This is a genomic window from Streptomyces sp. LZ34 (genome assembly GCF_053890475.1).
The window spans coordinates 6003354-6030033 of the sequence record NZ_CM132680.1; the positions used below are offsets into that span (position 1 = coordinate 6003354).

General features: G+C 68.8%; 16 protein-coding genes. 11 read left to right on the forward strand and 5 right to left on the reverse strand.

Annotated features, from left to right (window positions below; genetic code table 11):
- Positions 1-264: 264 nt before the first annotated feature.
- Entirely contained in the window at positions 265-993 is a 729-nt protein-coding gene (locus ACWY4P_RS24170; RefSeq protein WP_456212620.1) for a TetR/AcrR family transcriptional regulator, read from the forward strand.
- A gap of 136 nt (positions 994-1129) precedes the next feature.
- Here the strand turns inward: ACWY4P_RS24170 and ACWY4P_RS24175 are convergent, their stop codons facing one another.
- The gene (locus tag ACWY4P_RS24175; protein WP_456212621.1) at positions 1130-5464 is read right to left on the reverse strand and encodes a BTAD domain-containing putative transcriptional regulator; all 4335 of its coding nucleotides are present in this window, start codon (positions 5462-5464) and stop codon (positions 1130-1132) included.
- 133 nt (positions 5465-5597) lie between these two features.
- Positions 5598-7706: an asparagine synthase-related protein gene (locus tag ACWY4P_RS24180; protein WP_456212622.1), complete on the reverse strand. Its 2109-nt coding sequence runs from the start codon at positions 7704-7706 to the stop codon at positions 5598-5600.
- A gap of 902 nt (positions 7707-8608) precedes the next feature.
- Between ACWY4P_RS24180 and ACWY4P_RS24185 the strand changes: the two genes are divergently transcribed.
- From ACWY4P_RS24185 to ACWY4P_RS24230, 10 genes are all read left to right on the forward strand, one after another.
- On the forward strand, positions 8609-10042 hold the full coding sequence (locus tag ACWY4P_RS24185; RefSeq protein WP_456212623.1) for an MFS transporter: 1434 nt from the start codon (positions 8609-8611) through the stop codon (positions 10040-10042).
- Between the two features lie 291 nt (positions 10043-10333).
- Positions 10334-11539, forward strand: coding sequence for an L-2-hydroxyglutarate oxidase (lhgO, locus tag ACWY4P_RS24190; RefSeq protein WP_456212624.1), 1206 nt, complete (start codon positions 10334-10336; stop codon positions 11537-11539).
- Between the two features lie 184 nt (positions 11540-11723).
- Entirely contained in the window at positions 11724-12449 is a 726-nt protein-coding gene (trmB, locus tag ACWY4P_RS24195; protein WP_456213038.1) for a tRNA (guanosine(46)-N7)-methyltransferase TrmB, read from the forward strand.
- 63 nt (positions 12450-12512) lie between these two features.
- Positions 12513-14003 (forward strand): PrsW family intramembrane metalloprotease, encoded by a 1491-nt coding sequence (locus tag ACWY4P_RS24200; RefSeq protein WP_456212625.1) that lies wholly within the window; start codon positions 12513-12515, stop codon positions 14001-14003.
- A gap of 147 nt (positions 14004-14150) precedes the next feature.
- Positions 14151-14540, forward strand: coding sequence for a very short patch repair endonuclease (locus tag ACWY4P_RS24205; protein ID WP_398533579.1), 390 nt, complete (start codon positions 14151-14153; stop codon positions 14538-14540).
- Between the two features lie 133 nt (positions 14541-14673).
- Positions 14674-16212, forward strand: coding sequence for an ATP-binding protein (locus tag ACWY4P_RS24210; RefSeq protein WP_456212626.1), 1539 nt, complete (start codon positions 14674-14676; stop codon positions 16210-16212).
- Entirely contained in the window at positions 16202-17197 is a 996-nt protein-coding gene (locus ACWY4P_RS24215; RefSeq protein ID WP_456212627.1) for a PD-(D/E)XK motif protein, read from the forward strand. Before ACWY4P_RS24210 ends, ACWY4P_RS24215 begins: the two co-directional genes overlap by 11 nt.
- A 25-nt stretch (positions 17198-17222) precedes the next feature.
- The gene (locus ACWY4P_RS24220; protein ID WP_456212628.1) at positions 17223-20222 is read left to right on the forward strand and encodes a Z1 domain-containing protein; all 3000 of its coding nucleotides are present in this window, start codon (positions 17223-17225) and stop codon (positions 20220-20222) included.
- Positions 20223-20370: 148 nt separating this feature from the next.
- Entirely contained in the window at positions 20371-21294 is a 924-nt protein-coding gene (locus ACWY4P_RS24225; protein WP_456213039.1) for a DNA cytosine methyltransferase, read from the forward strand.
- A gap of 89 nt (positions 21295-21383) precedes the next feature.
- Complete coding sequence (locus tag ACWY4P_RS24230) at positions 21384-22577, forward strand: DNA cytosine methyltransferase (protein ID WP_398533561.1); 1194 nt, start codon at positions 21384-21386, stop codon at positions 22575-22577.
- Here the strand turns inward: ACWY4P_RS24230 and ACWY4P_RS24235 are convergent.
- The 3 genes from ACWY4P_RS24235 to ACWY4P_RS24245 all read right to left on the reverse strand — a co-directional run bounded on the left by ACWY4P_RS24235 (position 22552) and on the right by ACWY4P_RS24245 (position 26539).
- A complete protein-coding gene (locus ACWY4P_RS24235; RefSeq protein WP_456213040.1) occupies positions 22552-23289 on the reverse strand; it encodes a DUF6339 family protein in 738 nt (245 codons plus the stop codon). The genes ACWY4P_RS24230 and ACWY4P_RS24235 overlap by 26 nt on opposite strands.
- A 194-nt stretch (positions 23290-23483) precedes the next feature.
- Positions 23484-24455 (reverse strand): hypothetical protein, encoded by a 972-nt coding sequence (locus tag ACWY4P_RS24240; RefSeq protein WP_456212629.1) that lies wholly within the window; start codon positions 24453-24455, stop codon positions 23484-23486.
- Complete coding sequence (locus ACWY4P_RS24245) at positions 24452-26539, reverse strand: helix-turn-helix domain-containing protein (protein WP_456212630.1); 2088 nt, start codon at positions 26537-26539, stop codon at positions 24452-24454. The genes ACWY4P_RS24240 and ACWY4P_RS24245 overlap by 4 nt, the downstream gene beginning before the upstream one ends.
- Between the last annotated feature and the right edge of the window lie 141 nt (positions 26540-26680).

Consider the following 26680-nt stretch of genomic DNA (forward strand, 5'->3'; position numbering starts at 1 on the left):
CCGGCGGCCTCGGCGCGCTCCGCCGCGCCCATTCGGTCAAGCGTGCGGAAGGTGCGCAGGTCAATAGGGGGACGCGGGGTGGTGGGCGCGCGGGGAAGCGGGGACGGGCGGTGCGGTACGCCGAACGGGGGTCGATCTGTCCTGACCTACCCCCTTCTTTCTTGACCGGTGCTCAACTATGTTCGTACTCCGTCGGGGTCGAGACTGCCCCGGCGTTCTGGGCGGGGAGTCTCCGGGGGGAGACGTCATTACCGGGGGATCACTATGCAGCTTCAGGGTTCGCATTGGTCGTCAGCCGTCGCGTCGGCGGACGGTGCCGGCGGCCGGAACACTCCGCTGCGCGTGGACGCGCAGCGCAATCTCGAGCATGTACTGCGGGCGGCGCGCGAGGTCTTCGGGGAGCTGGGGTACGGCGCTCCCATGGAGGACGTCGCGCGGCGCGCGCGGGTCGGGGTGGGCACCGTCTATCGGCGCTTTCCCAGCAAGGACGTTCTGGTGCGCCGCATAGCCGAGGAGGAGACGGCCCGGCTGACCGACCAGGCGCGGGCGGCTCTTGGCCAGGAGAACGAGCCGTGGTCGGCGCTGGCCCGGTTCCTGCGCACCTCGGTGGCCTCCGGCGCGGGCCGGCTGCTGCCGCCCCAGGTGCTGCGGGTCGGGGTCGAGGTAGAGGCCGAGATCCGGGTGCCGCAGCAGCGGCAGGTGGGGTTAGTCGACCCGCCGCAGCCGGAGCTGCGACTGGTGGAGCAGCCCAGCCCCGTCGTCCCGGGTGGCCCTGACGACGCGGGCGCTGCGGCGCTGCTTGAGGTCGTCGGGCAGCTGGTGGATCGGGCGCGTGAAGCAGGCGAGCTGCGGCCGGACGTGACGGTGGCCGATGTGCTGCTGGTGATCGCCACGGCGGCGCCCTCGCTGCCAGACGCGGCACAGCAGGCGGCGGCGTCGGCGCGGCTGCTGGACATCCTCCTGGACGGGCTGCGGTCGCGCCCGGCAGGGTGACGCCACTCGCGTGCGGAGGGCTCGGGCTGGGTTTGAGCCTGGGTTTGAGCCTGGGGCTGAGCCTGGGGCTGAGTCAGGGTCTGGGGCTGGGGCTGGACCCGAGCCCGAGGCCCAGGCTCTAGGCCAGACCCGCTGCTCAGGCCCGCTGCTCAGGCTCTCGCCAGGCAGCGGTCAGCAGTTCGTCGAGCAGGGCAATAACCTGCTCGACGGACAGGCCCGCGCCCTCGGCGCGCAGCGCCTGGGCCGCCTCGCGGCCCAGGGCGCGGTGCGCGGCGGCCGCCGTCTTCTCGGTCTCGCGCAGCGGGAGCGGAGCGCGCTGCAATTCGCCGCGCCAGGCATCGGCCGCGCCCAGCATCCGGGCGGCGAGACGCTCCTTTTCGCAGCCCACCAGGGCATGGGCGGCGGTCTCCGCCTGCTGGGCCAGCAGGAGCTCCATACAGCCGGCCTCGGCGCCCCTGCTCAGGTTGTCGCGCAGCTTGCGCAGCGCGCCGGGCGCATCGCCCTCGTCGGCGGTGATGCGGGCGTCCATGCCGTCCAGGAGCACCCAGAACTGCGGGGGCGGGGTCGCCTGCTCCCCAATGCGCCGCGCCTCTTCGCACAGCGTCCGCGCCCGGGCCAGGTTTCCGCGGAACAGCTCGATCAGGGAGCGCAGCAAGCAGTTGAAGGACTGCACATCCCGGGAGCCGCGGCGCCCCGCCTCCTGGTCCGAGTGGTCCAGCAGCTTCTCCGCGCGGTCGAGGTCTCCGGCGTTGATCGCCACATCCGCCAGCCGGGTGACGAGGAACGGCGTCTCGTTGTGCGCGCCGATCTCCCGGGCGAGCCGCCGCGCCATCTCGTAGGCGGCCCGCGCCTCGTCGAGCCGGGCACGGCTCGCGGCCATCTCGCCGGCGGCGGTCTCGACCTGGGCGAGCATCCACCGGTCGCCGACCCGTCTGCTCACCTCCCGCAGCTCCGCCCAGTCCGCCTCGGCGTTCTTCATACCGCCCGACGAGTCGATGGTCATGTGCGTGCGGAACATCAGCGCCACGCCGACCGCCCAGTCGTCGCCGTACGCCCTGCACTGTGCCACCGCCTCGTTCATCAGCGGGATCACCCCGGCGTGGCCGCCGAGGACGAACCCGGCGAACGGCCACAGCATGCCGGGGAAGCGGGCGCTGCGCGGGCCGGGGTGAGCCATGTAGGCATCGCGGATGCGACGGGCCGCGGTCATGGCCTCGGGGCTGGTCAGGCTCGGCCCGTCGGCGTTGTCGGCGTTCATGAAGAACAGCAGGAGCCGCAGGTCCATCTGGTCCCAGTAGCGCGTGACTGCCTCGTCGACGCCGTCCTGCCCGGACGGGACCTCCTCGGGGATCGAGCCCAGGATGCTGTACATGTCGTCGCGGCCCATGGAGCCGCCGAGGATCAATGCCCCGCGGACCCAGGCGACACCCTCGTCCCGGTAGTTGCGCAGCCCCCAGAACCAGCTCATGGCCATGATGAACTCGAGCGCGGTCTGCTCGTCGCGCGCCTCCAGTGACCTCTTCAGGGCGGCCCGGATGTTGTCGAGTTCCGCCTCGACGCGGTGCAGCCAGGGAAGCTGTTCCGCGGAGCGCAGCCGTGGCTCGGCGGTGCGCGCGAAGTCACGGAAGCAGGCGGTGTGGCGGGCGACGGCGGCGGCGTGGTCGGCCCGGGCGGCGGGGTCCTCGACGGCCCGCTCGCCGACGTACTCGTGGATCGTCTCCAGCATGCGGTAACGGGCCTCGGAGGGGGCCGGGCCTGAGGCACCGCTGGGATCCTCCGGGGCCGCGTCGCCCGTCGGGTGGTCGACGACCAGGAGCGACTTGTCGACCAGCGCCCCGAGCAGATCGAGCACCTCGTCGGGGGCTATGTGCGCACGGGGGCGGGCGTCGGGCCGCGTATCGGAGCGTACGGAGGCGCGTATGCCGTGGGGCGCTGTGGCGGCGGCAGGGTCGGTGGAGTCGGTGGCGGGGTCGGTGGCGGGGTCGGCGCCCGGGCTGGCGGCAGGGTCGGTGGCGGGCGGGTCGGTGGCGGGCGGGTCGGTGGCGGGCGGGTCGGTGGCGGGCGGGTCGGTGGCGGGCGGCGCGTCCGCGCAGACCGCCTCCGCCGCGCTCAGCCCCCATCCGCCCGCGAACACCGACGCCCGGCGCAGCACCGTGCGCTCGCGCTCGTCCAGCAGGTCCCAGGACCAGTCGACGACGGCCCGCAGCGTCTGCTGGCGCGGCAGCAGGGTCCGGCTGCCGCTGGTCAGCAGCCGGAAGCGGTCGTCGAGCCGGTCGGCGATCTGTCGCGGGGTCAACAGCCGCAGCCGCGCGGCGGCCAGCTCGATCGCCAGCGGCAAACCGTCCAGCCGACGGCAGATCTCCGCGACCGCGGCCGACGTGTCCGCGTCCCGCGCCGGGTCGAACCCCGGCAGGGTGGCCGCGGCGCGCTCGGCGAACAACTGGTGGGCGGGCGCGGGCCGGAGCGGCTCCACGGGCCGTACGGTCTCGCCCGGCACACCCAGCGGCTCCCGGCTGGTGGCCAGCACGGTCATCCCCGGGCAGTGCGCGAGCAGCGTCTCGGCGAGCCGCGCCGCGGCGTCTATGACGTGCTCACAGTTGTCGAGCAGGAGCAGCAGGCGGCGGTGGGCGCAGAACTCGACGAGGCGCGCGGTCGGGTCGGCGCCGTCCGCCGGGCCGATCCGCCCTTCCAGCCCGGTGGCGAGCAGGGTCGTCTCACGGTCGCCTACGGCGCTCAGGACGGCCCCGGGGACGGCGGCGGCATGGTCGAGCTTGGCGAGTTCGGCCACCCAAACCCCATCGGGGTAGGCAGTCGTGACGGTCGCGGCGGCCTCCTCGGAGAGCCGGGTCTTACCGGAGCCGCCGGGGCCGGTGAGCGTGACCAGACGGGCGCCGCGCAGATCCCTGCGAAGGTCGCCGATCTCGCTCTGCCGACCGACGAAGCTGGTGAGCCGCGCACGGAGGTTGCCGCGCGGACGGGAGCCGCCGCCCTGCGACCCGGCCGGCCCGGGGCCGCCGTACGACGGCGCGGGCGGGGCGCCGGCGGAGCGGGCCGGGTCGGGGTGGGTTTCAGGGGCGTGGGCGGCGTACGCGGCGGTGGTCGACTCGCCGCCGTGAGTGACCTCAGGTGTGAGGGTGGCGTATTCGGCGGTCGGCCCGCCTCCGTAGGTGTCAGGTGTGTGGACGGCGTACGCAGCGGTCGGCCCGCCTCCGTAGGGCGTCTCAGGATGGCGATCGGCATTCGGCCCCAGGGCGTCTGCTCCCCCACGGACCGCCGCCGCGCCGTCGGCTGCCTCCGGGGCGCGCGGCACCGCAGCCCCGCCCGCCGCCGCTACGCCATGAGCCGCACCGGGTTCACGGGCGGGATGCCCGGCGGCGGCCGGCCCGCTGGAGATGCCGCCCGGCGCCCCCGGACCGTGGGGTGCCCCGGGGACAGGTGCCCCGGGGACGCGGTCGGCGTATGCGGCGCGAGGGACTCTGCCGTGAGCTGTCGCAGCCCCGTGGGCCGCCTCGGCATCAGGGGCTGTCCGGGGGCCAGGGGCGGTCCCGGGGCCGCGAGTTGGCTCCCGGGCTCCGTCGACGCCGTCACCCCCGGCGGCTGCGGGGCCGGCTGGCCCGCCGGGACGCCGTACGGCCGCGGAGTCCGCGCCCGCCGAGGGCGGCACAGATCCTCCGGACAGCGACCCTCCGGACAGCGGCCCCCCGGGCAGCGACCCGCCGACCAGCGACCCCCCGACCAGTGGCTCCCCGGACAGCAGCAGCCCATGCAGCGCCTTGAGGTCCGCACCCGGGTCCGTGCCGAGGCGGTCGGCCAGTGTCCGGCGGACCGCCTCGTACGCGGCGAGCGCGTCGGCCGGGCGGCCCGCCGCGTGCAGCGCGCGGATCAGCTGCGCGTGGAAGGTCTCGTCGAGCGGGTGGTCCATGACGAGCTCGCGCAGCTCCGGTATGACGTCCGCCGCGTGGCCGAGCGCGAGGTCGGCGTCGATACGGCGGTGCAGTGCGGTGAGCCGCAGCGCCTCGGGGCGGGCGGCGGCCGCCTCCCGGTCCGGCAGATCGGCCAGCGCGGGGCCGCGCCACAGCGCGAGCGCCTGCCGCAGTACGTCCGCCGCCGTCTTCGGGTCACCGGCGCCGAGGGCCCGCGTGCCGTGCTTGGTGAGCGCCTCGAAGTGGAGGAGGTCGACCTCCTGGGGGCCGTCGGTGGCGAGGCGGTAGCCCCCGGGCGAGGAGACCACCGCGTCCCGGCCGATGGCCCTGCGCAGGCGGCCCACGAGCGCCTGGAGGGCGGCGGGGGCGTCCTGGGGCGGGTCCTGGGTCCACACCTCGTCGATGAGGACGTCCACGGTCGCGGGGGTGGGTCGTGCGGCGCGCATGGCGAGCGCGGTGAGCAGTGCGCGGAGACGGGGACCGCCCAGTGGCAGGAGGTTCCCGTGGTCGTCGCGCGCTTCGGCCGAGCCGAGTATCAGATACCGCACGGGGTCATTGTCCTCGGGTCAGCGGTCGGTCCATACGAACACACGGTCAGCTGGCGTGCCGCACCCGGCCCCGACCGGCCCACAGGCCGCAGACGGACCACAGCACCACGCCCCCCCATAGCCACCCGCGGCCCTAAAGGCTCGACCGCGGCACCACCCCGCCCGCCACCGCCCGCTGCCGCGGCGCCGCCGTCCCCGTCCAGCAGGTGCCGCGCCGGGCCAGCAGCCGCCGTAGCCAGACCTCCGTGGAGACGAGTTCGGCCAGCCCGTCCAGGGGCAGCCGCTCCCCCTCCGCCGCCGCGCGCAGCGCCTTGCGTACGACGCGGGCCTCGACCAGGCCCGCGTCGGCCAGCAGCGGCGCGTCAAAGAGGTTGACGACCTCGCCGACCCAGGCGCGCAGCCCGGTCCGTACGGCGGCGGCGTGGGCGGCGTGGGAGGTGGCTCCCCAGCCGGGCGGCAGGTCGCGGATGCCGGCTCCCGCGAGGACCGCGCGCAGCACGGCCGCGCGCGCCCCCGGTTGTACGCGAAGCGCTTCGGGGAGCGCGCGGCTGGCCCGTACGACCTGGTTGTCGAGGAAGGGGGCGTGGAGGCGCTGGCTGCGGACCTCGGCCGCCTGCTCGAACACCCGGTGGTCGGCGGCGTGCCTGGCCAGGGCCGCGTCGGCGCGCCGCTCCCCGGGGCGGCGCAGGGTGACGGGGCGGGCCGCGGCCTCCTCCAGGCGCAGCGACACCTCGGCCAGCGCCTCGCCGGTGAGCCAGCGCGCGGCGGGTCCTGGCCGGCACCAGGCGAGCGCGGCGAGGGAGGCGGAGACGACCCCGTGTCCGGACTTGCCGCCCCCTCCGTCTCCGCTGCCGTCGTCGGTGAAGCGCCGTTCCATAAGGCGGCTCGCGGCGTCCTCGACGCCGTCCCGATAGGACGTACGGGCCAGCTTGCGCGCCGCCCGGTAGACCGTGAAGGGCACGAAGAAGGAGTGGCCGGAGGGTCCGTCGGCCTTCGCCAGCGCGGTGGCGGGGCGCAGCAGGTGGCGGCGTCTTCGGTCGAGGAGCAGGTCGGCGAGGCGCGCCGGGTGGGCGTCGAGCGCCTGGCGGGCGCCGTGGCCGACGAAGTGGTCCGCGCTGCCCGCGACGAGCCGGCGGCGGTGGCGTTCGGCGGTGACGAGGGAGGGGCCGGGTTCGTCGGTGAGCGGGCCGCTGTCCAGGGCGGCGTACGGGAGCGCCTCCTCGCCCGCGGCGACCACGACGTGGTGCAGCCGCGGGTTGGCGGCGATGGCGCCGGCCCGCTCCAGCTCGGCCTCGCGGGCGCGGGCGCCGCCCGCGGTGGCCAGGTCGTTGAAGGTGACGGCGAGGAGGCGTTCGCCCGCCTCGGCGCCGTGGCCGAGGAGGGTGCCGGGCATGCCGGGCAGGCCCGCGGCCAGCAGGGCCAGGGTGGCGGAGGCGCTGCCGCCGGAGAGGTCGGCGCCGATGCCGGGCGCCGGTGCGCCGCGCGCCGCGCGCCGCTCGGCGGGGCCCATGCCGGGGACCGGGCCGGGGTCGAGGCCGCTGTCGGTCTCGGGGGCGTGGCGGGGCGCGGTGAGCCTGGCCCGTACGGCCTCCACGAGGGCGTCCCGGACGCCGTCCACGGCCTGTTCCTGGTCCACTTGGGGCGCGGCGACGGCGAGCGAGGCGGTGGGCTCGTAGCCGGTGATGTCGCGGGCCCCGTCGCGCAGGATCAGGGCGTGTCCCGGGGGCACCCGTCTGACGCCCATGTACGGGGTGCCGTCGCCCATCGCCTCCGGGGAGTCGGGGCAGGCCAGGAGCGCGCCGAGGTGGCCGACGTCGAGCTGTGCCTCGATGAGGTCGGCGAGCGGGAGGGCGGCCGTGGCGTACGCGGTGCCGCCGCCCCAGTCCGTGTGGAAGACGGGCCGGGCGCCGGCCAGGTCGCCGACGATGGTGGTGCGGCGGCCGACCTGGGCGACGGCGGTGTAGCTGCCGGACCAGGCGGTGAGGTGGCGCAGGGCGCCGCCGCGGGCGGCGAACAGGCCGACGCGCAGCTCCTCGTCGGAGGCGCCGCAGCAGCCGAAGACGGCGAGGCGGGAGAAGGGGTCGGCCTGGACGACGCGTACCTCGTCGGGCCGCCAGTCGCCGACCGCCCACAGCGGATCGGGGGCCTCCCACAGGAGTTGGGCGCCGACCGGCTGGATCGCGCGGCCCTGTGAGGGGTCTGGCCCCGATGCGGTACTGCTCCACCCCACCAACCACCGCATCGCGCCTCCACAGGGTGTGGGCAAACAAGGCAACCAAGAAGTAGGTGCCATCATGCACAGCACGTCGACGGTTTCGGCATCGAACCGGACAACTACATGGATCTCCTGGATGTCCTTTGACCGCAGTCGACCACAGGAACAACAGGGTTGATCACAAGACGTGATCCCGCCAAGCACGGACGCCCGCACGGGAACCGTCGTCGGTGCGACGGACCGCTCCGCCGTGGCCCATGCTGCCATGAGAGGGGCGCAAGGGGGCGCGCAAGGGCGCAGAGGCGCCAATGAGTTGTCGGCGCGGGGCGCACGCGCTGAACATCACAGAGGCGCATGCGCTGAACGCCACAGAGAGGGCTGCCGCGCCGGACCTCCCCCTCCCCGGCCCGGCGCGGGAGCCCGGCCGTGATCAGCGCACACGGAGCCACGACAGGCGCTGACAGGCGTTATTCGGCCAAACTTCCGTGGCGCTCTTGATGGGCCTGCGGAAGCCTCGCGACGCTCTCGCGGGGGTCTTGCGATGGACTTGCGGCGTCCCGGCGGGAAGTCCACACCCCCGTACCGAACCTGACTCCACGACAGTCCGGGAGGCGGCATCCGCCTCCCGGACCGCTCCGCCACCCGCGGGGAATGAGGCGGCGGCGTCCCCCAGCCCACTGATTCCGTACAGCGGGCCGACCCACGCAGGTCCCATCGAAACGTTCCCGCGAACCCTGAGACAGAGCGCACGGACAGGCGCACTGCCACACACACCGGGAGCACGCACCACGCTCCACACGTCCGTTCGTACAAGAATCTCGCCATCCGGGACACCACCCCTTAACGGTCGGGATGCGGCGAACTACGCTGGGTTTACGAATGCCCCGCGCCTATGCCGGGGCGGCCGTCGGTGCTGTCGAGGGGTGCGCATGTCCAGGGAGCCACGCGGGCCGAATGAGAAGCTCGGCACCGTTCTCGCCCTCGCGGGGATCAGCAATGCCGGGCTGGCGCGCAGAGTCAACGACCTCGGAGCCCAGCGTGGCCTGACGCTTCGCTATGACAAGACGTCCGTGGCCCGCTGGGTCTCGAAGGGCATGGTGCCCCAAGGCGCCGCGCCCCATCTGATTGCGGCCGCGATCGGGAGCAAACTCGGCCGGCCCGTACCGCTCCACGAGATCGGGCTCGCCGACGCCGATCCGGCGCCCGAGGTCGGCCTCGCCTTCCCGCGCGACATCGGCCAGGCCGTGCGCTCGGCGACCGAGCTCTACCGGCTGGATCTGGCGGGTCGGCGCGGAGGCGGTGGGATCTGGCAGAGTCTGGCCGGATCCTTCGCGGTCAGCGCATATGCCACGCCCGCGTCCCGCTGGCTCATAACCCCGGCCGACCCGTCGGTCGCGCGCGAGCCCAAGGACGCCGAGGGCGGCGGGGGCCTGGACGATTTACCCCAGCGCGTCGGGCACAGCGACGTCACCAAGCTGCGCGAGGCCGCCGAGGACGCGCGCCGCTGGGACTCCAAGTACGGCGGCGGCGACTGGCGTTCCTCGATGGTGCCCGAGTGCCTGCGGGTCGACGCGGCGCCGCTGCTCCTCGGCTCGTACAGCGACGAGGTCGGCCGCTCCCTGTTCGGCGCCACCGCCGAACTGACCCGGCTCGCGGGGTGGATGGCCTTCGACACCGGCCAGCAGGAGGCCGCCCAGCGCTACTACATCCAGGCGCTGCGCCTCGCGCGCGCCGCGGCCGACGTCCCCCTGGGCGGCTATGTGCTGGCCACCATGAGCCTCCAGGCCACCTATAGGGGCTTCGCCGACGAAGGCGTGGACCTGGCCCAGGCCGCCGTGGAGCGCAACCGCGGCCTGGCCACCGCCCGCACCATGAGCTTCTTCCGCCTCGTCGAGGCCCGCGCCCAGGCGAAGGCCGGGGACGGGCCGGCCTGCGGCGCGGCGCTGAAGTCCGCGGAGGGCTGGCTCGAGCGGTCCCGTTCGGGCGATCCCGACCCGTCCTGGCTGGACTTCTACTCGCACGAGCGGTTCGCCGCCGACGCGGCCGAGTGCTACCGCGACCTCCGACTGCCGCGCCAGGTGCGGCGGTTCACGGAGCAGGCGCTGGCCCGGCCCACCGAGGAGTTCGTCCGCTCCCATGGGCTGCGGCTCGTCGTGTCCGCCGTCGCCGAACTGGAGTCCGGGAACCTGGACGCGGCGTGCGCGGCGGGCGCCCGTGCCGTGGAGGTCGCCAACCGCATCTCGTCCGCGCGCACCACCGAGTACGTACGGGACCTGATGCACCGCCTGGAGGCGTACCGCGACGAGCCGCGCGTCGCCGAACTGCGGGAGCGGGCGCGGCCGCTGCTGATGGCGCCGGCGTGACCGGCGTGAGCGGCGCGACCGCTGATGCGGTGCCGACGTGACCGCTGAGCGGCTCCGGCCCGGCCGCATGATCACCTGACCGTGAGGCCGGGCGCGTGATCATTCGCCATGATCATTCGCCGTGATCATTCGCCGTGATCATTTGCCGTGATCATTTGCCGTGATCATTTGCCGTGGACAGAACGCCGCGCGGCCGATGACGTCGGTTTCGGGTGGTTGTCAGTGGCGCGGGTCATGATAGTCATCGGGTCGGGTGAGTGGATTGTGCGCGGTGTGGGGAGGTGAGGTGACGTGAGGGCGCTGGACTGCGATGTGCTGGTGGTCGGCGGCGGGATCGTCGGCCTGTCGACGGCGTATGCGATCACGCGCGCCGCGCCCGGCACCCGCGTGACCGTCCTGGAGAAGGAAGCCGGCCCCGCCTGCCACCAGACGGGGCGGAACAGCGGCGTGATCCACAGCGGCATCTACTACCGCCCCGGGTCGCTGAAGGCGCGGTTCGCGGTCCAGGGCGCGGCGGAGATGGTCAAGTTCTGCGCCGAGCACGGCATCGCCCATGAGGTGACCGGCAAGCTCATCGTGGCGACGGAGCGGGCGGAGCTGCCCCGGCTGCACGCCCTGGTCCAGCGCGGCCGGGAGAACGGAATCCCGGTCCGCGAGCTCGGCCCCGCCCAGCTCGCGGAGCACGAACCGTGGGTGCGCGGCCTGGCCGCCATCCATGTGGGCACGACGGGCATCTGTGACTTCAAGGCGGTGGCGGCCCGGCTGGCCCGCCTCGCGCGCGACGCCGGGGCGTCGGTGCGGTACGGGGCGGGGGTGCGCGCCATCGGGCGGCGCCCGTCGGCGGTCGCGGTCCGTACGGCCGACGGGGCCGTGCTGCGGGCCCGCGCCCTGGTCAACTGCGCCGGCCTGCACTGCGACCGGGTCGCCCGGCTGGCGGGCGACGACCCGGGCATGCGGATCGTCCCCTTCCGCGGCGAGTACTACGAGCTGGTCCCCGCGCGCGCCTCCCTCGTGCGCGGCCTGGTCTACCCCGTCCCCGACCCGGCCTTCCCCTTCCTCGGCGTCCATCTGACCCGCGGCGTCGACGGCGCCGTCCACATCGGGCCCAACGCGGTGCCCGCCCTCGCCCGGGAGGGCTACACCTGGCACACGGTCCGCCCGCGCGAGCTGGCCGGGACGCTGGCGTACCCCGGCTCCTGGCGGATAGCCCGCCGCCACTGGCGGTACGGCGCGGGGGAGCTGCGCCGCTCACTGTCCAAGAGCGCCTTCACCGACGCCGTCCGCCGTCTGCTGCCGGATGTCACGGCCGACGACCTGATACCCGCCCCGGCGGGCGTACGCGCCCAGGCGGTGCTGCCCGACGGCACGCTGGCGGACGACTTCCTGATCAGGGAGTCCCCCCGCGTCGTCCATGTGCTGAACGCGCCCTCGCCCGCGGCGACGGCGTCCCTGCCGATCGGGCGGGAGGTCGCGAGGCGGGTGCTGGAGCGGCTGTGACGCGGGCCCGGGCGCTGGGGCCTGGGCGCTGGGGCCTGGGCGCTGGGGCCTGGGCCCGTAGAATCGAAGCACTGTGTCCGAGAACCACACCGCCGAAAACCACGCCGCCGAGCACCACACGGCCCCCGCCCCCCGCCCCGAGCGCACGCTGCCGCCGCCCCCGCGCGACCGTCGCGCCGAGCCGATGTTCCCGGGCGGCCCCGTGGCCGACCCCGCCGGCTCGCACCACGAGCGGCGCATCCGCTCCTTCCGACCCCGCCGTGGCCGGGTGACCTTGGGCCAGGGCGAGGCGCTGCGCCGCCTGTGGGGGCAGTGGGGCCTGGACATCGACGGCCTGTCCCGCCTCGACCTCGGCGAGCTGTTCGGCGACCCGGACCTGCCCGTCGTCCTGGAGATCGGCTTCGGCATGGGCGAGGCCACCGCGCAGATGGCGGCCGCCGACCCCGGCACCGGCATACTGGCCGCCGACGTCCACACCCCCGGCCAGGGCAATCTGCTCGCTCTCGCGGAGCGGAACAGCCTCTCCAACGTCCGGGTGGCGAACGGCGACGCGATCATCCTGCTGCGCGAGATGCTGGAGCCCGCCTCCCTCGCCGGGCTGCGCGTCTACTTCCCGGACCCCTGGCCCAAGAAGCGGCACCACAAGCGCCGCCTGATCCAGCCCGAGTTCATCGCCCTCGCCGCCACCCGACTGCGCCCCGGCGCCCTGCTGCACTGCGCGACCGACTGGGAGCCGTACGCCGAGCAGATGCTCGAGGTCCTCACCGCCGACCCGCACTTCGAGAACACCCGACCCGACGGCGGCTACAGCCCGCGCCCGGACTTCCGCCCGCTGACCAAGTTCGAGGGCCAGGGCCTACAGAAGGGCCATGTCGTGCACGATCTGATCTTCCGCCGCAAGGACACATAGCGCCCTTTAGCGGCTGGGCATAATCCTGCGGTCCACCATTCCGCCGTTCGTTAGGGTCGTCAGGTGCACCAGTCCCCGCCCCCGCACCAGCAGCCCGGCCCACCGGCCACGGCGTACGGACAGCAGCCGTGGCCCGACGCCGCGTCCGCGCCGCCGGCCGGAGGAGGCGGCTGGCCGCACCCGCCCCACCCCGGTCCCTGGGGCGGCCGACTGGGCGCGCTGTGGGCCAACAAGTCCCTGCGCGCCACGGCGCTGGTCGTCCTGCTCTCCCTCTCCGGGCTGGTCATCCTGGCGCTGGTCCGCCGGCAGACCGGCACCGAGGGCTTCCTGGTGGGCCTCGGCCTGGCCGTCCTGCCCGTACCGCTGCTCATCGCCGCGTTCCGCTGGATGGGCCGCGTCGAACCCGAACCCTCGCGGAACCTGATCTTCGCCTTCGCCTGGGGCGCCTGTGCCGCGACCCTCGTCGCCCTCATCGCGAACGGCTTCGCCACCGAGTGGCTCATGACCACCGTCGCCGACTCCTCCCCCGACGGCCAAGCCGACGCCGACGCCTGGGGCGCCACCCTGGTCGCCCCCGTCGTCGAGGAGAGCGCGAAGGCCGCCGCCGTCCTGCTCCTCTTCCTCTTCCGGCGCCGCGACTTCAACGGGATAGTCGACGGAGTCGTCATCGCCGGGATCACCGCCACCGGCTTCGCCTTCACCGAGAACATCCTCTACCTCGGCACGGCCTTCGTCAGCGACCAGGAATTCGGCTACTCCGGCATCCGCTCCACCACCGCCGCGACCTTCTTCATCCGCGCGGTGATGTCCCCCTTCGCCCACCCCCTCTTCACCGCCGCCACCGGCATCGGCTTCGGCATAGCCGCCGCGGCCGCCCAGCACCAGCGAGCGCGCCGCGTCCTCGTCCCCATCGCCGCCCTGCTCGGCGCCATGGTCCTGCACGGCCTCTGGAACGGCTCCGCCACCTTCGGCGGCTACGGCTTCCTCGCCGTCTACGCCCTCTTCATGGTCCCCGTCTTCGGCCTGCTGACCTGGCTGGTCATCTGGTCCCGCAACAACCAGCTGCGCACCATACGCACCCAGCTCCCCATCTACCAGGCCGCCGGCTGGCTCACCCCACCCGAGCCCATCGCCCTCTCCTCCATGCGCGCCCGCGGCATAGCCCGCGACCTCGCCCGCCGCACCCAGGGCCCGGCCGCGGCCCGCGTCGTCGCCGACTACACCGCGACCGCCACCTCCCTCGCCTTCCTCCGCCACCGCGCCCACCGCGGCACGGCGGGCCCCGACTTCACCACCCGCGAGCGCGAGCTCCTGGACCGCCTCTGGCAAACCCGAGAGACCGCCCAACCGGCCCTCGCCCACGCCGCCCTCTCCGTCCCCATGCCCCGCCGCCCCCTCCCCCGCCCGCAGCCGGGAATGATGCCCCCGCCGTACTGGCCCACCTCGCCCCAGGCCACGTACGCGCCGCACCCCACGTACGCCCAGCCCACCCCGTACGGCTACCCGGCCTGGCCGCCAGCGCATCAGCCGCCGTACCCGCAGGGTCAGCCGTAACGCCCCGCCGCTCAGGCATGCCTTCCGCAGAGGCCGGACCGTGGCGCATAAGCCGCCGTCCAGCTGCCCGGACTCAATGACATCTGCCCTGGCCGGCACAATGGCCACGTGCCCGTCACACCGTCTTCCCTCGGTGTCTCCGCCCGCATGAGCCGCCAGGCCAGCCAGGACACCACCCCAGAGATGGCTGTGCGCCGTCTCCTTTATGCCAGCGGGCATCGCTACCGTCTGCACCGCCCCGTCCCGGGGCTCCCACGTCGGAGCATCGACATCGCCTTTCCTGGCCTCAAGATCGCTGTCTTCCTCGATGGGTGCTTCTGGCACGGCTGCCCCCAGCACGCGACCCATCCGAAGGCGAACGCCGACTGGTGGCGAAACAAGCTGAATCGCAACATGGCGCGCGACCTTGAAACCACCGAACGCCTCACGACGGACGGATGGACGGTTTTGCGCTTCTGGGAGCACGAAGCGCCGTCCGATGTGGCAGGGCGGGTGGCTGCCGCCGTCGCCGACGCGAGAAGGCCGCACAGTTCATAGACCGGTGCCGGAAGAGCGCGGTTTCAGAACTTCCAACCCACTTGTCGGTCCCCTGCTCTACCGTCACCATTACTCGTACGAATCATGCGATTGCGAGTGATCACACTCCTCGCACTCCCGGATCTCAAGGCGGATGATGACAGGCTGGCAGTTCGACGTCCCCACAACCGGTAGCAAGCACCTACCTCCGGATGCCCGGTACATGGAGGCGCTGAGCAGCCAAGGGTACGGCTTCGAGGTGGCCATTGCCGACCTCGTCGACAACTCGATCGACGCAGGCGCGAAAGACGTTGTGATCCACTTCCTTCGTGACGGCGAGCAACTCGTTTCCCTCCTCGTCGTGGACGACGGACGTGGCATGGACGACGAAGCGCTGGACGTCGCCATGACGATCGGCGGTCGCCAGTCGTACGGCGCCAAGTCTCTCGGGATGTTCGGTACCGGCCTGAAGTCGGCGTCCCTCTCTCACGCCGACGCCGTCACAGTGGTGAGCACCACCAAACGCACCCGCGCCGCGGGACGCCGTTGGTTGATGGAGCACGCCAAGTCCGGATTCCAGTGCGATATTGTCGACTCCGACTTCGCACAGAGACTCGTCGACCGCTACTACGACAAGCCCATCACATGGCAGGGCACAATTGTTCGCTGGGACGGAGTGAAGGACTTCCCCAAGCACGGCGGCAGCGGGCAGACAGATCGCTACCTACAACGCACAATCAATAAACTGGGCCTCCACTTGGGGCTCTACCTGCATCGATTTCTGGCTCGCGCGGACTTCAACATCACTATCGCCGTCGAGGACGTCCTGACCGGCACGGTCTACCTGGACTTCGGTGTCGAACCCCTGGACCCGTTCGCCTACCCCGTTACCGGTGCTGCGGACTACCCGCGGAAGTTCGGCGCCTCGATCAAGAGTCTCGCTTCCCACATCGTGCTCGACGCCCACATTTGGCCCCCCAAGTCCAACATCGACGAGTACCGGGCCGTGGGCTCCGTCATCGATCGACAGGGCTTCTACTTCTACCGAAACGACCGCCTCGTCCAGGCTGGCGGCTGGAACAACTACCGCCAGCCCGAACAGCATCTTTCTCTTGCTCGCGTGGCGATCGATCTACCCGAGATGCTGGGCGACGTCTTTCGACTCACAGTCAAGAAGTCAGGCGTCGACCTGTCCCCAGAGTTCACAGCCGCACTCGATGAAGCGGTGGACGAGTCGGGCACCAAGTTCTCCCAGTACCTGACGGCCGCAGACACCACTTACCGCGAGGCCCGCAGACGAGTAGGTGTCACACGCAAGGCGGTGATCGGCCCGGGCAAGGGGATCGCTCCGGACGTACGGGCGGCCATCGAGGAGGAGTTGCCTCTCCTCCCCTATGAGGACCCGATCAGCGTCCGCTGGGACAAGTTGGACAACGAGTTGTTCTTCCACGTCGATCGCAAGCAGCGGACCATCGTGCTCAACAAGCACTACCGCAAGGCGATCCTGGGCGGCCATGACGGCAGTCTCAACGATGCCCCACTTCTTAAGTCGCTGATGTACCTGCTGCTGCATGAAGTTTTCGAGAAGGAGTACAGCGGCCGTCGCGAGAAGGACAACCTACAGCTGTGGCAATCGGTATTGGTGGCTGCGGCACGCAGTGAACTGGACCGGGTGGCCGACGATGACGGCTGATTCCAAGGCCGATTGGTCGCAGATCGAACACTTTCTTCACGCCGGCCGAGGAACGACCATCCCTCTCGGTGGCAGTGCCCTGCCCCGTGTCGACTACGTCGTGACGGACGATCGCGACATCGCCCTCCATTTGGAGCTCACGTCCCGTCAGAGGTTGCCGCGCTCGCCACATCCGCTGATACGTGTCGAGGAAATAGCGTACGACGGCCTGCGCATGGCTCGTCTCAGGACCACCCAACGACAGCTGCTGCGCGACTTTCACGACCTCCTGTGCGCCGTCGCCGATCGCGTCGTTGACCGGGGGCGGACCCCGGATCAAGCCTTCAATGAGACGGTGCAGGCCTGGCGTGCCCTTCTCGACAAACCCCGGGCGATGAGCTTGGAGAAACGAATCGGCTTGATGGGCGAACTGGTGATGCTGACAGCCATCGCCACCTCGCATGGATGGCAAACCGCCGCAGAATCCTGGAGAGGGTCGTACGGCGAGGAGCACGATTTCGGTCTGCCGTCTTATGACATCGAGGTCAAGACCACATCCTCGGAGGAACGCAGTCACACCATCCATGGCCTTTCTCAACTCACCCCGAGTACAGACCGGCCGCTCTGGCTGGTGTCTATCCAGCTCACCCGAGGCGGTGCTCACGGTCGCACCTTCACCCAGTGCGCCTCGTCCGTTCGAGAGCAGTTCGCACAACACACAACGGGTGCCGCTCTCGACACACTCGAGCAACGTCTCGCGGCCATCCTCCAACCCGGCAGCTCGAACATCCTGTCCACGGACGACGAACGTTGGTCGCTCCGCAGCACGCCGCTGGTCCTCATGGTCGACGACCATCTGCCACGCTTGGACCAGTCACTCCTTCGCCTGCTGCCGGCCGAGTCGGCCGCCCGCATAAGCAAGGTCGACTACAACATCGACGTGACAGGTCTGCCGGCTGGCCTCGAACCGCCTGCAGCGCTCCAGAGTCAATTCTTCCTACCGTGAGCCACCGCCCTTGAGGAAGCGCCACATGAGCACAGCGGACAACGCCAACGCCGACCTACTTCTCAAGGTGCATCAGGCTGCCTTGGCCGGCATGCAAGCAGCCGGCCCCGCACCTCTCGGGCGCGCCGTTGCCTTCTACGCCGAGATGCAGGCATCCGGGCACGACGTGTCCGAGACAGCATTCAGGGACATCTTGGTCGCAGGCGGCGATGGCGCCGAAGCATTGAAGCGCCTATGGCGCATTCAGCTCACCGACTGGGACTACGCGACCGGCCCCACGACAACCGACTGGGCCTCCGATACCGAGCCACGTACGGACGAACGTCGCACCGTGGTCCACGACAGACTCGGCCTTGAGCCCGTAACCCGCAAGGTTCTGGATGCCGAGATCCCGGTGCAGAAGACCGCCGGTCCAGTCGTCATCAGCCAAGAACGGAAGCCCTGGCGCGGGATCGGCACTCAGCATGGCGTCGACTGGTATTGGCCGGCATACCAGCGCTACCTGCAGGAGCAGAAGGGCTGGAGTCCAGAGACCACAGCGGACCTGGGTGACGCCGCCGAACGGGTTGTCGAGCGCCTGGCGGACCCGACCTCGCCCGAGGCTTATCAGTCGAAGGGGTTGGTTGTCGGCTACGTGCAGTCCGGGAAGACTGCCAACTTCACGGGCGTCATCGCGAAGGCCATCGACGCCGGGTACCGTCTGGTCATCGTGCTCGGGGGGACGTTGAATCTCCTGCGTGCCCAGACCCAACGCCGCCTCGACATGGAGTTGGTGGGGCGGGAGAACATCCTGCGTGGGGCCGGCAACGAGGTTGATTCCGACTACGCGGACGACACCGCATGGCTCCGCAGAAAATTCCTGACTCACGGTGGGATGCCGTCAGAACTTGGCGCCTTCGATGTCGAACGGCTCACCACACGCGCCAATGACTACAAGTCCTTGGCTCAAGGTATCCGCGCGCTCCAGATCGAGAAGCGGGAGAAGGCACTCCCACTGTACGACCCGCGTAACCTCGACCACGCGGCCGCTCGCCTGATGGTGGTCAAGAAGAATAAGAGCGTACTGAACAAGCTGGTGAATGACCTGGAAAAGATCCAGGGAATTCTGGGCGAGATCCCAGCCTTGATCATCGATGATGAGTCCGACGAGGCGTCTCCGAACACCGCCAATCCCAACAGGAGTGACGGCCCCGATCGTACAGCCATCAATCAGAAGGTGTCCGAGCTGCTGGGACTTCTTCCGCGAGCCCAGTACGTCGGCTACACCGCAACACCGTTCGCGAACGTATTCATCGACCCCAGCGACACCAGGGACATCTTCCCGAGGGATTTCCTGATCTCTCTCCGTCGGCCCCACGGCTACATGGGGATTCAAGATTTTCACGACCTGGAGTCGAAGATTCCGCCACAGCAGCGCACCGTGGCGAACTCGAACGAGAAGGCCTACGTTCGTGAAATCGGTGGCTCCACCGAGGAAGAGGACGACGTCAGCCTGCGCAGGGCCCTGGACATGTTCGTCCTTACGGGAGCCATGAAGATCTACCGAGAGGCCGAAGATCCTCGGGTGGACGAGAACCACTTCCGACACCACACCATGCTGGTGCACGAGTCCCGGCTGACGGCAGAGCACAGCGAGCTGCGAGGAAGGCTGCTGCGCCTGTGGGACGAGGGCGGGTACACCGGCCCTTCCGGCCGGCAGCGGTTGCGTGAACTCTTCGAGTCCGACCTTCTTCCCGTTTCCCGCGTCCGAGCCAACGGTTTCGCGGTCCCCAGTTCCTATGACGCCCTGGCACCCTACATCGGAGCGGCTTGGGCCCGCATCGGCGCCGACGACCGACCGGTCATCGTGGTCAACGGCGACAAGGACATCGAGAGAGGCGAAGCGGACTTCGACCGTCGCGCTATCTGGAAGATCCTTATCGGCGGGCAAAAACTGTCGCGAGGATTCACCGTCGAGGGCCTGACTGTCACCTACTTCCGCCGACGCGCGGGCAACGCGTCCACGATGATGCAGATGGGTCGCTGGTTCGGATTCCGCAAGGGCTACCGAGACCTGGTCCGCCTGTGGGTCGGCCGCAGGGAGTCGTCGGGCGGACTGCGCCCACAGGAAATCGACCTCTACGACGCCTTCGAGGCAATTTGCCGAGACGAGGAGAGCTTCCGAGCACAGCTCGAACAGTACTCCGTCATGGTGAAGGGTAAGCCACAGGTCACACCGGCTCAAGTGCCGCCTCTGGTCTCCCAGCATTTCCCGAAATTGAAGCCGACGAGTCGCAACAAGATGTACAACGCACGCCTGGTCGAGGTCAGATCGCCGGGCCAGTGGTCAGAACCCACCGCATATCCGACGGAAAACCAGACTGCTGCCCTGCGCCACAACACCGACCAGTGGCTCCCGGTGCTGGATCGACTGTCGGACACTCCGACATATTTCTCGTTTCACAAAACAGATTCCGGGACCACTAACGGATTCGAGGCCTTCACCGGGCTACTGACCCCCGAAGAGGCCATCACTGTCTTTCGGACACTGAAATGGCACGGAGAGCACTTCGCCCCGAGCCTCGCCTACTTGGAGGCCATCTCACAGTCCCGTCGAGACGTGGACGACTGGCTGGTGCTCGCACCTCAGCACTCCTCCTCGGGTCAGCGCGTCCCGCTGGGAACACGCAAACGCTCATTGTCCTGGTTCAGCCGGCAGCGACGGCCCGAGCGTTATCCGCTCTTCGGCGCCATCAGCGACCCGAAGCACCGAGCAGTGGCCATGCGGATCGCCGGCTCCCTCACACACAGCAATGATCCGGCCACAGAGCAACACATGGCTCCCCGACGCGGTGTGATCACCCTGTATCCCGTACTCGAGCAACGCCCCCCTGTCACAGCAACGGGCGAGGCCGACCTGAAGCGCTTGGTCATGGCCTTCGCCTTCGTGGCCCCCGCTACAGCACACGGCCACGACGAAAAGGTCGTGCGGTTCACCACCATCGACTCCGCCCAGGAGAACGAGGCGATCATCGACGCGACCTGACACCAGACACGTCCGGCACCAGAAATGTCCTGGCCTGCTCCGACCCACCCGGTCACCGGCCCACCATCGTTGCCTCAAGGAGAAAGCCGCATTGACCTCACCACGACTCTCCTCCCTCGAAATCTGCGCGGGAGCCGGTGGCCAGGCCTTGGGGCTGGAACGAGCAGGGTTCGATCCGGTCATGTTGATCGAGAACGACGAGAACTCCTGCAAGACGCTGAAGCTGAATCGCCCGAATTGGCAAGTCCTGCGCACCGATGTCATCGACTTCGACCCGGAAGAACATCCCTCTGTCTATGACGTGGACCTCCTTGCCGGTGGCCTGCCACGCGTCAAGTCGGCGGCGACGGTTCAGCGCCGCGAGAGCGACAGGGAGCGGAAACTCCTGGAGGCGGCGGTGTGGCTCACACACTCGGTGCAGCCACGTGCCGTCCTGCTGGAGAACGTCCCTGACCTTGTCACCTCTGACAAGTTCGAGAACATCAGGTCCTGGATCGTCGAAAACCTCGCCGACGTGGGCTACGAAGTCCAGTGGCGTGTGCTCGATGCGGCGGACTTCGGCGTCCCTCAGCACCGCCGACAAGGGTTTCTGGTGGCCATGCGTCACCCGGAGCTCAGCCGATTCGACTGGCCCGAACCCGCGGCCGAACCGGCGCCTTCGGTCGGAGAGATACTGGAAGCATCCATGGCCCGAGACGGTTGGCCCGGAGCCTCTGCATGGGCTGGACGAGCGAATGAGCCGGCACCCGCCATCGTGGGTGGTTCCGCCTTCAGGGGCGGGGCCGATCTCGGACCGACCGGCTCCAAGCGCGCCTGGGCAAGGTTGGGCGTCAACGGCAACAGCATCGGAGACGGTGTGCCAGGCCCCGACTTCCCCGTCGATGCCTTGCCCAAGCTCAATGTGCGTCAGGTCGCGATGTTGCAGTCCTTCCCTGACGAGTGGAGGTTCTTCGGCCGAAAAACCTCCGTGTACCGGCAGGTCGGCCATGCCTCACCACCGCCGGTGGCTGAGGCTGTAGGACTGTGCATCGCCCACGCACTTGGGGTGAAGGCGCAGGCAGGGGGCAGTTGAGTGTGATTTGCCGGCTTTCCGGCAGTGCCTTCCGGCCGATCACCAGGTATGTTCGTGATCACTCCCAGCGGCCGGCTAAACTCACGGTCATGAACAACCAGGAAGCCCCGGAGCCGATCAACGTTGTTGATCTCTTTGCGGGATGCGGGGGCTTCACGGAAGGTTTCCGGTCCTTCCGCACCCCTGGCGGGACGGCTCCGGTCTTCCGATCAGTTGCGGCCGTCGAGCACGACTTGGCGGCGGCCTCGACGTATGCCGCCAACTTCGCGGACGACGCCGGCGGGCTGCATCACATCCACGCGGGTGACATCGAGGACTGGCAACCTCGCGACCACGGCATCAAAGCAGACGTCATTCTTGGTGGCCCTCCGTGCCAAGGCTTCTCCGGGCTCGGGCTGGGGGATGTCAACGATCCTCGTAACAAACTGTGGCGCGAATATATGCGGGTCGTCAATGAGATCGAGCCCAAGATTTTCATCGTCGAAAATGTTGATCGGTTCTTGAGGTCCGCCGAGTTCGAGGCACTTTACGCGGCCACAGAGAAGCCCAACGGTGGTTTGCGAGACTACAAACTCGTCGAGTACTCCGTCCTTAATGCGGCGGACTACGGTGTACCCCAATCACGACGCAGAACCATCGTCATAGGAGTCCGTCGAGATCTTGAATATCTCAACGGACTCCGCTACCCCGATACCAGCCACGCCAAGGCGCCCGAAACGATGGGAACAACGCTGCCCGGAATCGAGTCCAAAAAGCCTTGGGTGGCAGTCGGCCCCGCGGTCTTCTCACGCTCCCTGGTGACACCTGTCACCACTGAACTCCCGGAAGGAACCTGCAATCCACTCGGGCTGAAGGACTTCATCCTGCCGGGAACTTTCAGAACCACGGACTTGCATTTCGGGCGGACGCCAACAGATGTCTCCTTGGCCCGATACAAAGCAATTCCTCGAGGCGGCAACAGACACGATCTTCCTCCGGAACTGTCGACTCCGAACTGGCTGGCCCACCGAAACGGATCCCACGACGTCATGGGGCGCATGTATTGGGATCGACCTTCGGTAACTATCCGAACGGAGTTCTATAAGCCAGAAAAGGGTCGCTACCTGCACCCCTTCGCATGGCGTCCCATCACCCACTATGAAGCCGCACTCATTCAGGGTTTTCCTGAGTCATTCAAATGGTGTGGCAGCAAGATCCAGATCGGGCGTCAGATCGGGAATGCCGTGCCGGTCGGCCTCTCGCGGGCGCTGGCGGGGGTCATCCACCAGGCTTTGCGAGGCTGACTCCGGCACCCGATTCTTCAGCGGTCGCTCCTCTACGCCGAAGATAGGGGGACTCCTCATGAACCTTCTCAAATATTTTCACCAGAGCGTCCACTGATGATTTGAGAACTCTTCCGTCCCTCGGACCGTCCGGCAGCGATTCCAGTGGAACAGGCGGAGCTGATTCTCCTTCCGCAATCCATTCAAGAACGGCGTCGACATCAGGTGGTTCCACTGGCGCGATGACGTCGTACATCAAGGTACTCCCGACGATGTTTACCTCGCTCGCCAACGCGTTGACGTGATCACCAAGGAGAGACGCCTTGCTCGCCGCCATATTCCGAAGAACCTGAAGAATCGCCAGTGCCGTCGGGCGGTGATCGATCGCATTCAGCCTGAGCGCCGTATTGAGCACGTCCTGGTTACCGCACGCGAATTCGGCGCTCCTGTAGTCTTCACCATCCCGGAACATTTCTGCGGCCCACCACAGCCTTGCGAAGGCATGTTTATAGTGCACCCCCACGAAGCGATCCGCGGGGGCAGTCGGACTGAGCGTGGCTGACGTAGCCGGCCCCCGGTGACGCCAGATCACGTAGTCCGGCGCCACTGCCAAGGACATAAAGTTCCACAGCTCCGGATTGGCTGCTTCGGCTCGCGTCATACGTAGGGTGGCGTGCAGGCGTGGTGCCAGCCAAGCGTCGGCTCGAGTGCGTCTATCCGCGAATCTCCGCATAGCCTCTTCGATCAATTCCCTCGCCGGCGCGGTGTACCAACGCGCAGCAGTCGTGCCAATAGGTCTACTGGCACGCTGAAGGGCGACCCTGGGCGGATTCTCTTGGCCAGTGAGCACGCTACGTGTCAGATACTGCGTGGCCGCGGAGGTGGGCAGTAGGGCAAGAACCTCTGGAAGTGCAGGGGAAGTCCGGCTCACCGGTCTGTCACCTCCGCCCGATCAAGTGCGCGAACGGCAGTTCTGAGATGCTTCGGAATGCGGGCGCGCTTGGCTGCTGCGTGATGAATATAGGTCTGCAACTCCGACCACCCCTGATCGTCCGCGCGACGCTCATGCACCTCAAGCAAGGCATCGGCCAACGAGGCTCCGGGCATCACATCCGGCAGCATGTGGCGCAACACCATTTCACGCCATCCCGACGGGATTTGAGGAGTTCCGTCGTCATCGATCTCAAGATCACTCACAGCCGCGTGGAACATGGCCGTCCACGCCTCGTCGGCGATTTGGGACACCACCAATCCTCGCGCACCCCTCTCCATCTCGTTCCCGGCGCCATTGAGCAGTGGCGCGAGACCTTCGAACCCGGTGTTGAGATAGACAGTCGGCATCTCACCACTAGTCTCCACCAGCCATGGAGAGTCCTTGAACCTGACCAACCACTCCTCGGTACCGTCGCGGAAGTCAATCTCGACGATGTTCAGTTCCTTCTTGCGCTCAGGAACACGAGCGGTGAGGTCGATCGTCCACACCGTGTCAGCGGTACCGATCACTCGGCCGGCCACGCCTCCGACGGTGGCAACGACACTCACCGTCAGGGAGGCGCGAGCACGGTGCAACGTGCGCGACACAGGGACGCTGCCGACCCATACCCCGTCCAGCTTCTTGCGCAGCGGACGCGCCAGTCGGGTGTTGGTCGCCCCTTCGGTGAGTACGGCAACACAGCCGACGTCGGTCCACGGACCCGTCTCGATCTCACGCTCCGGCAGCGAGACGCGCACCTCGATCCTTGCCTCTTCCCACTCGGCCCGCTCGACCTCGTGCAAGGCAACGACATGTTCGGTGCGGGAGATCATCGAATAGGAAAGATCCCGCCCATCGAGCGTAACCTTCTCGATCGTCACGTCTGTGTCGCCCACAACCGTGGGGTAGGGCATCAAGGTCTTCATATCCGCTCCCCCTTTGCTCGCCTGATGTCCACGGCGAGACGCGCCCAACCTGCCGAGACCGGGTGACTGCCGACTGCCGTCACGCCGGCAAACGACGCGCTGCGTACGCCAGGATGAACCCGCAAATTCATCCCGTCGACCTCACAGTTCTCAACCGCAGTGAGTGCTGCCCAGGTGATCGTGGCTCCCCCGCCTTGCTGCGAATCGAACCAGGCAACGGGAGTCAGCAACCAAGGGTCGTCCCGCTGTGGAATGCGCAATTCGATATGGACTCTCCAGGCCCCGGTGTCCTCGATCGCCCCATCCAGATGGCGAACGGTCGGATACCCCTCACTGCGGCGTGCCCCGGCCGAAGTATCCAACCGGAGAAGTTCCCGCAATGCGGACGGTCCCCCGTTGGCTCGTGCTTCAGGGCGTCCGACAACTTCACGCAGGGCAGCGTCCACATCGGCTCGGAACTTCTTGGGACGCGTCAGTGCACCCCGAGCGTACGCAACCGCGAGTTCTTCGGTTCTGTCCCACTTGTCGTGCTCGGGCGGCTCGGATGCCCGCAGGAACGCCTCCGCCGACGCCACCACCGACCCGTCCTCGCCGGTGGCATAGCCGGCCAGAAGGATGGCCTGGAAGGGGTCGGTCCCCAAAGGGATCTCCCGCGGTCGACGGGTCATGACCGTCATCCGGCTGCCACGCATGTAGACGACCCTGCTGTGTTCCTGATCCATGTCGTCCGCAGGAGTCACCAGCAACACGGCCTGATGTTCCACCGCCTTGTCCCCCGTGCCTCGCAATGGAGGAACCGACAAAGGGACTCGGACGAGCGCCACTTGATCCACCGCAGTGAGCTTTTCCACGGTGGCGCCGTCCAGATACGCCTTCAATGCCCTCACCTGAGCCGGAAAGTGCTCGCTGGGGTCCACGCGCTGCTCTGGGATCACGATCTCGCCGTTGCGCAGTGCCGCGACCGAGGCTTGCAGCAGTGGAGGCGTGCTCTCTCCACCCGTCATGGCGGCCCAGAAGTTGTCGGCCAGCGCCACAATCAACTTGGCGTGCATGTCAGCAAGATCGGGCCGTCCTCTTTCTCTCTCGCTGCCCATGTCATGAGCGCCAACGATCAAAAAGGATGTGCCCGGATCCGGGCTCTCGCGCTCCAAATGCAAGGCACGGGCAGTCTCCTCGTCCGCCCACCATGACCGAGCCACTCTCCTGAAACCTGGTGTCTCGTCCGGCTCTCCGAGCCATGCGGGTCCGGCGAACGACTCACCCTCCACCCGTCTCCACGGCAGATCCAGACGCCCGATCATGCGCCGTTCCTGATGACCTTCATATGGCTCGGAGAGAGTGCTGTTGATCAAGACGAGCCCCAGGCGGCTGTTCGCCCACAGGGTCGCCTTGCCCAGGCCGAACGACCCGCCAGCGCGCCCTGTTGTCTTGTGACTGTCCAACTGACGCCGCACGACAGCGGAGAACCTGCCGTCGTCGTACTCCGGTCCTGTCAGTCCGGCAGCGTTGTAGTCGTCGATCCGTAGGAGCAACAGGCTGTCGCTCTCGTCGAGTTCTCGCAGTCCCTCAGCGAGCACTCGCCCCACCTTCTGACGGTGGCGGGCCGCTGCCCGGAAGTGCGGCTCGAGGTCGTCCCACTGCAGGTGGTCCTTGAACGCGCGCAATTGATCGCCACTCACCTCGTGGAGCGTGTAGCGGACACGTACGGGGCGCGTGGGATCCAGTCGTTCATCGAGGCTGTTCTGGGTGGCCTCTCGGGCGAGCGTACCGAGATCGGCCTCAAAGGCGAAGGCGGCAGCGTTACCGAACTCCCTCCCTCCGTCCGCGTGCGCACGTCGGTGGTACCAGATACGGTCAACAGCCCGTTTTTCGGCGTCCTGCAGAGATGTAGCAGCCCCGGGCAGGAGACCGAAGAACTCCTCTATCAACCTGAGCTTGTCGGCTCTCGGCATGGCACGGTTGTTGACCCACGCCGAAACCCCGGCTCGGGTCATGTTCAAGGCCGCAGCCAACTCCGCCTGACTGACCCTGCTCCGCCGTAGTTGGCGCTCCAGCCAAGCGCCGAAGGAGTCGAGCTCGCCCACCGAACCTCCCCGTTCCCCTGTCGCCATGAGCCACCGAGGTTATTTGACATGGGCAGGCACGTCAAATCTAAGTTGACGCGATGTTCGAAAAGGGTGCTACCGTAGTGCGGCCGCCACACACCAACTCCTGCGCCAGCAACC

Excerpts from the sequence above, each read along its gene's own strand:
- ACWY4P_RS24170 (WP_456212620.1), top strand. The coding sequence starts at position 265 with ATGCAGCTTCAGGGTTCGCATTGGTCGTCAGCCGTCGCGTCGGCGGAC.
- ACWY4P_RS24180 (WP_456212622.1), bottom strand. The coding sequence starts at position 7,706 with ATGCGGTGGTTGGTGGGGTGGAGCAGTACCGCATCGGGGCCAGACCCC.
- ACWY4P_RS24185 (WP_456212623.1), top strand. The coding sequence starts at position 8,609 with ATGTCCAGGGAGCCACGCGGGCCGAATGAGAAGCTCGGCACCGTTCTC.
- trmB (WP_456213038.1), top strand. The coding sequence starts at position 11,724 with ATGTTCCCGGGCGGCCCCGTGGCCGACCCCGCCGGCTCGCACCACGAG.
- ACWY4P_RS24205 (WP_398533579.1), top strand. The coding sequence starts at position 14,151 with ATGAGCCGCCAGGCCAGCCAGGACACCACCCCAGAGATGGCTGTGCGC.
- ACWY4P_RS24210 (WP_456212626.1), top strand. The coding sequence starts at position 14,674 with ATGATGACAGGCTGGCAGTTCGACGTCCCCACAACCGGTAGCAAGCAC.
- ACWY4P_RS24215 (WP_456212627.1), top strand. The coding sequence starts at position 16,202 with ATGACGGCTGATTCCAAGGCCGATTGGTCGCAGATCGAACACTTTCTT.
- ACWY4P_RS24220 (WP_456212628.1), top strand. The coding sequence starts at position 17,223 with ATGAGCACAGCGGACAACGCCAACGCCGACCTACTTCTCAAGGTGCAT.
- ACWY4P_RS24230 (WP_398533561.1), top strand. The coding sequence starts at position 21,384 with ATGAACAACCAGGAAGCCCCGGAGCCGATCAACGTTGTTGATCTCTTT.
- ACWY4P_RS24235 (WP_456213040.1), bottom strand. The coding sequence starts at position 23,289 with ATGCGGAGATTCGCGGATAGACGCACTCGAGCCGACGCTTGGCTGGCA.
- ACWY4P_RS24240 (WP_456212629.1), bottom strand. The coding sequence starts at position 24,455 with ATGAAGACCTTGATGCCCTACCCCACGGTTGTGGGCGACACAGACGTG.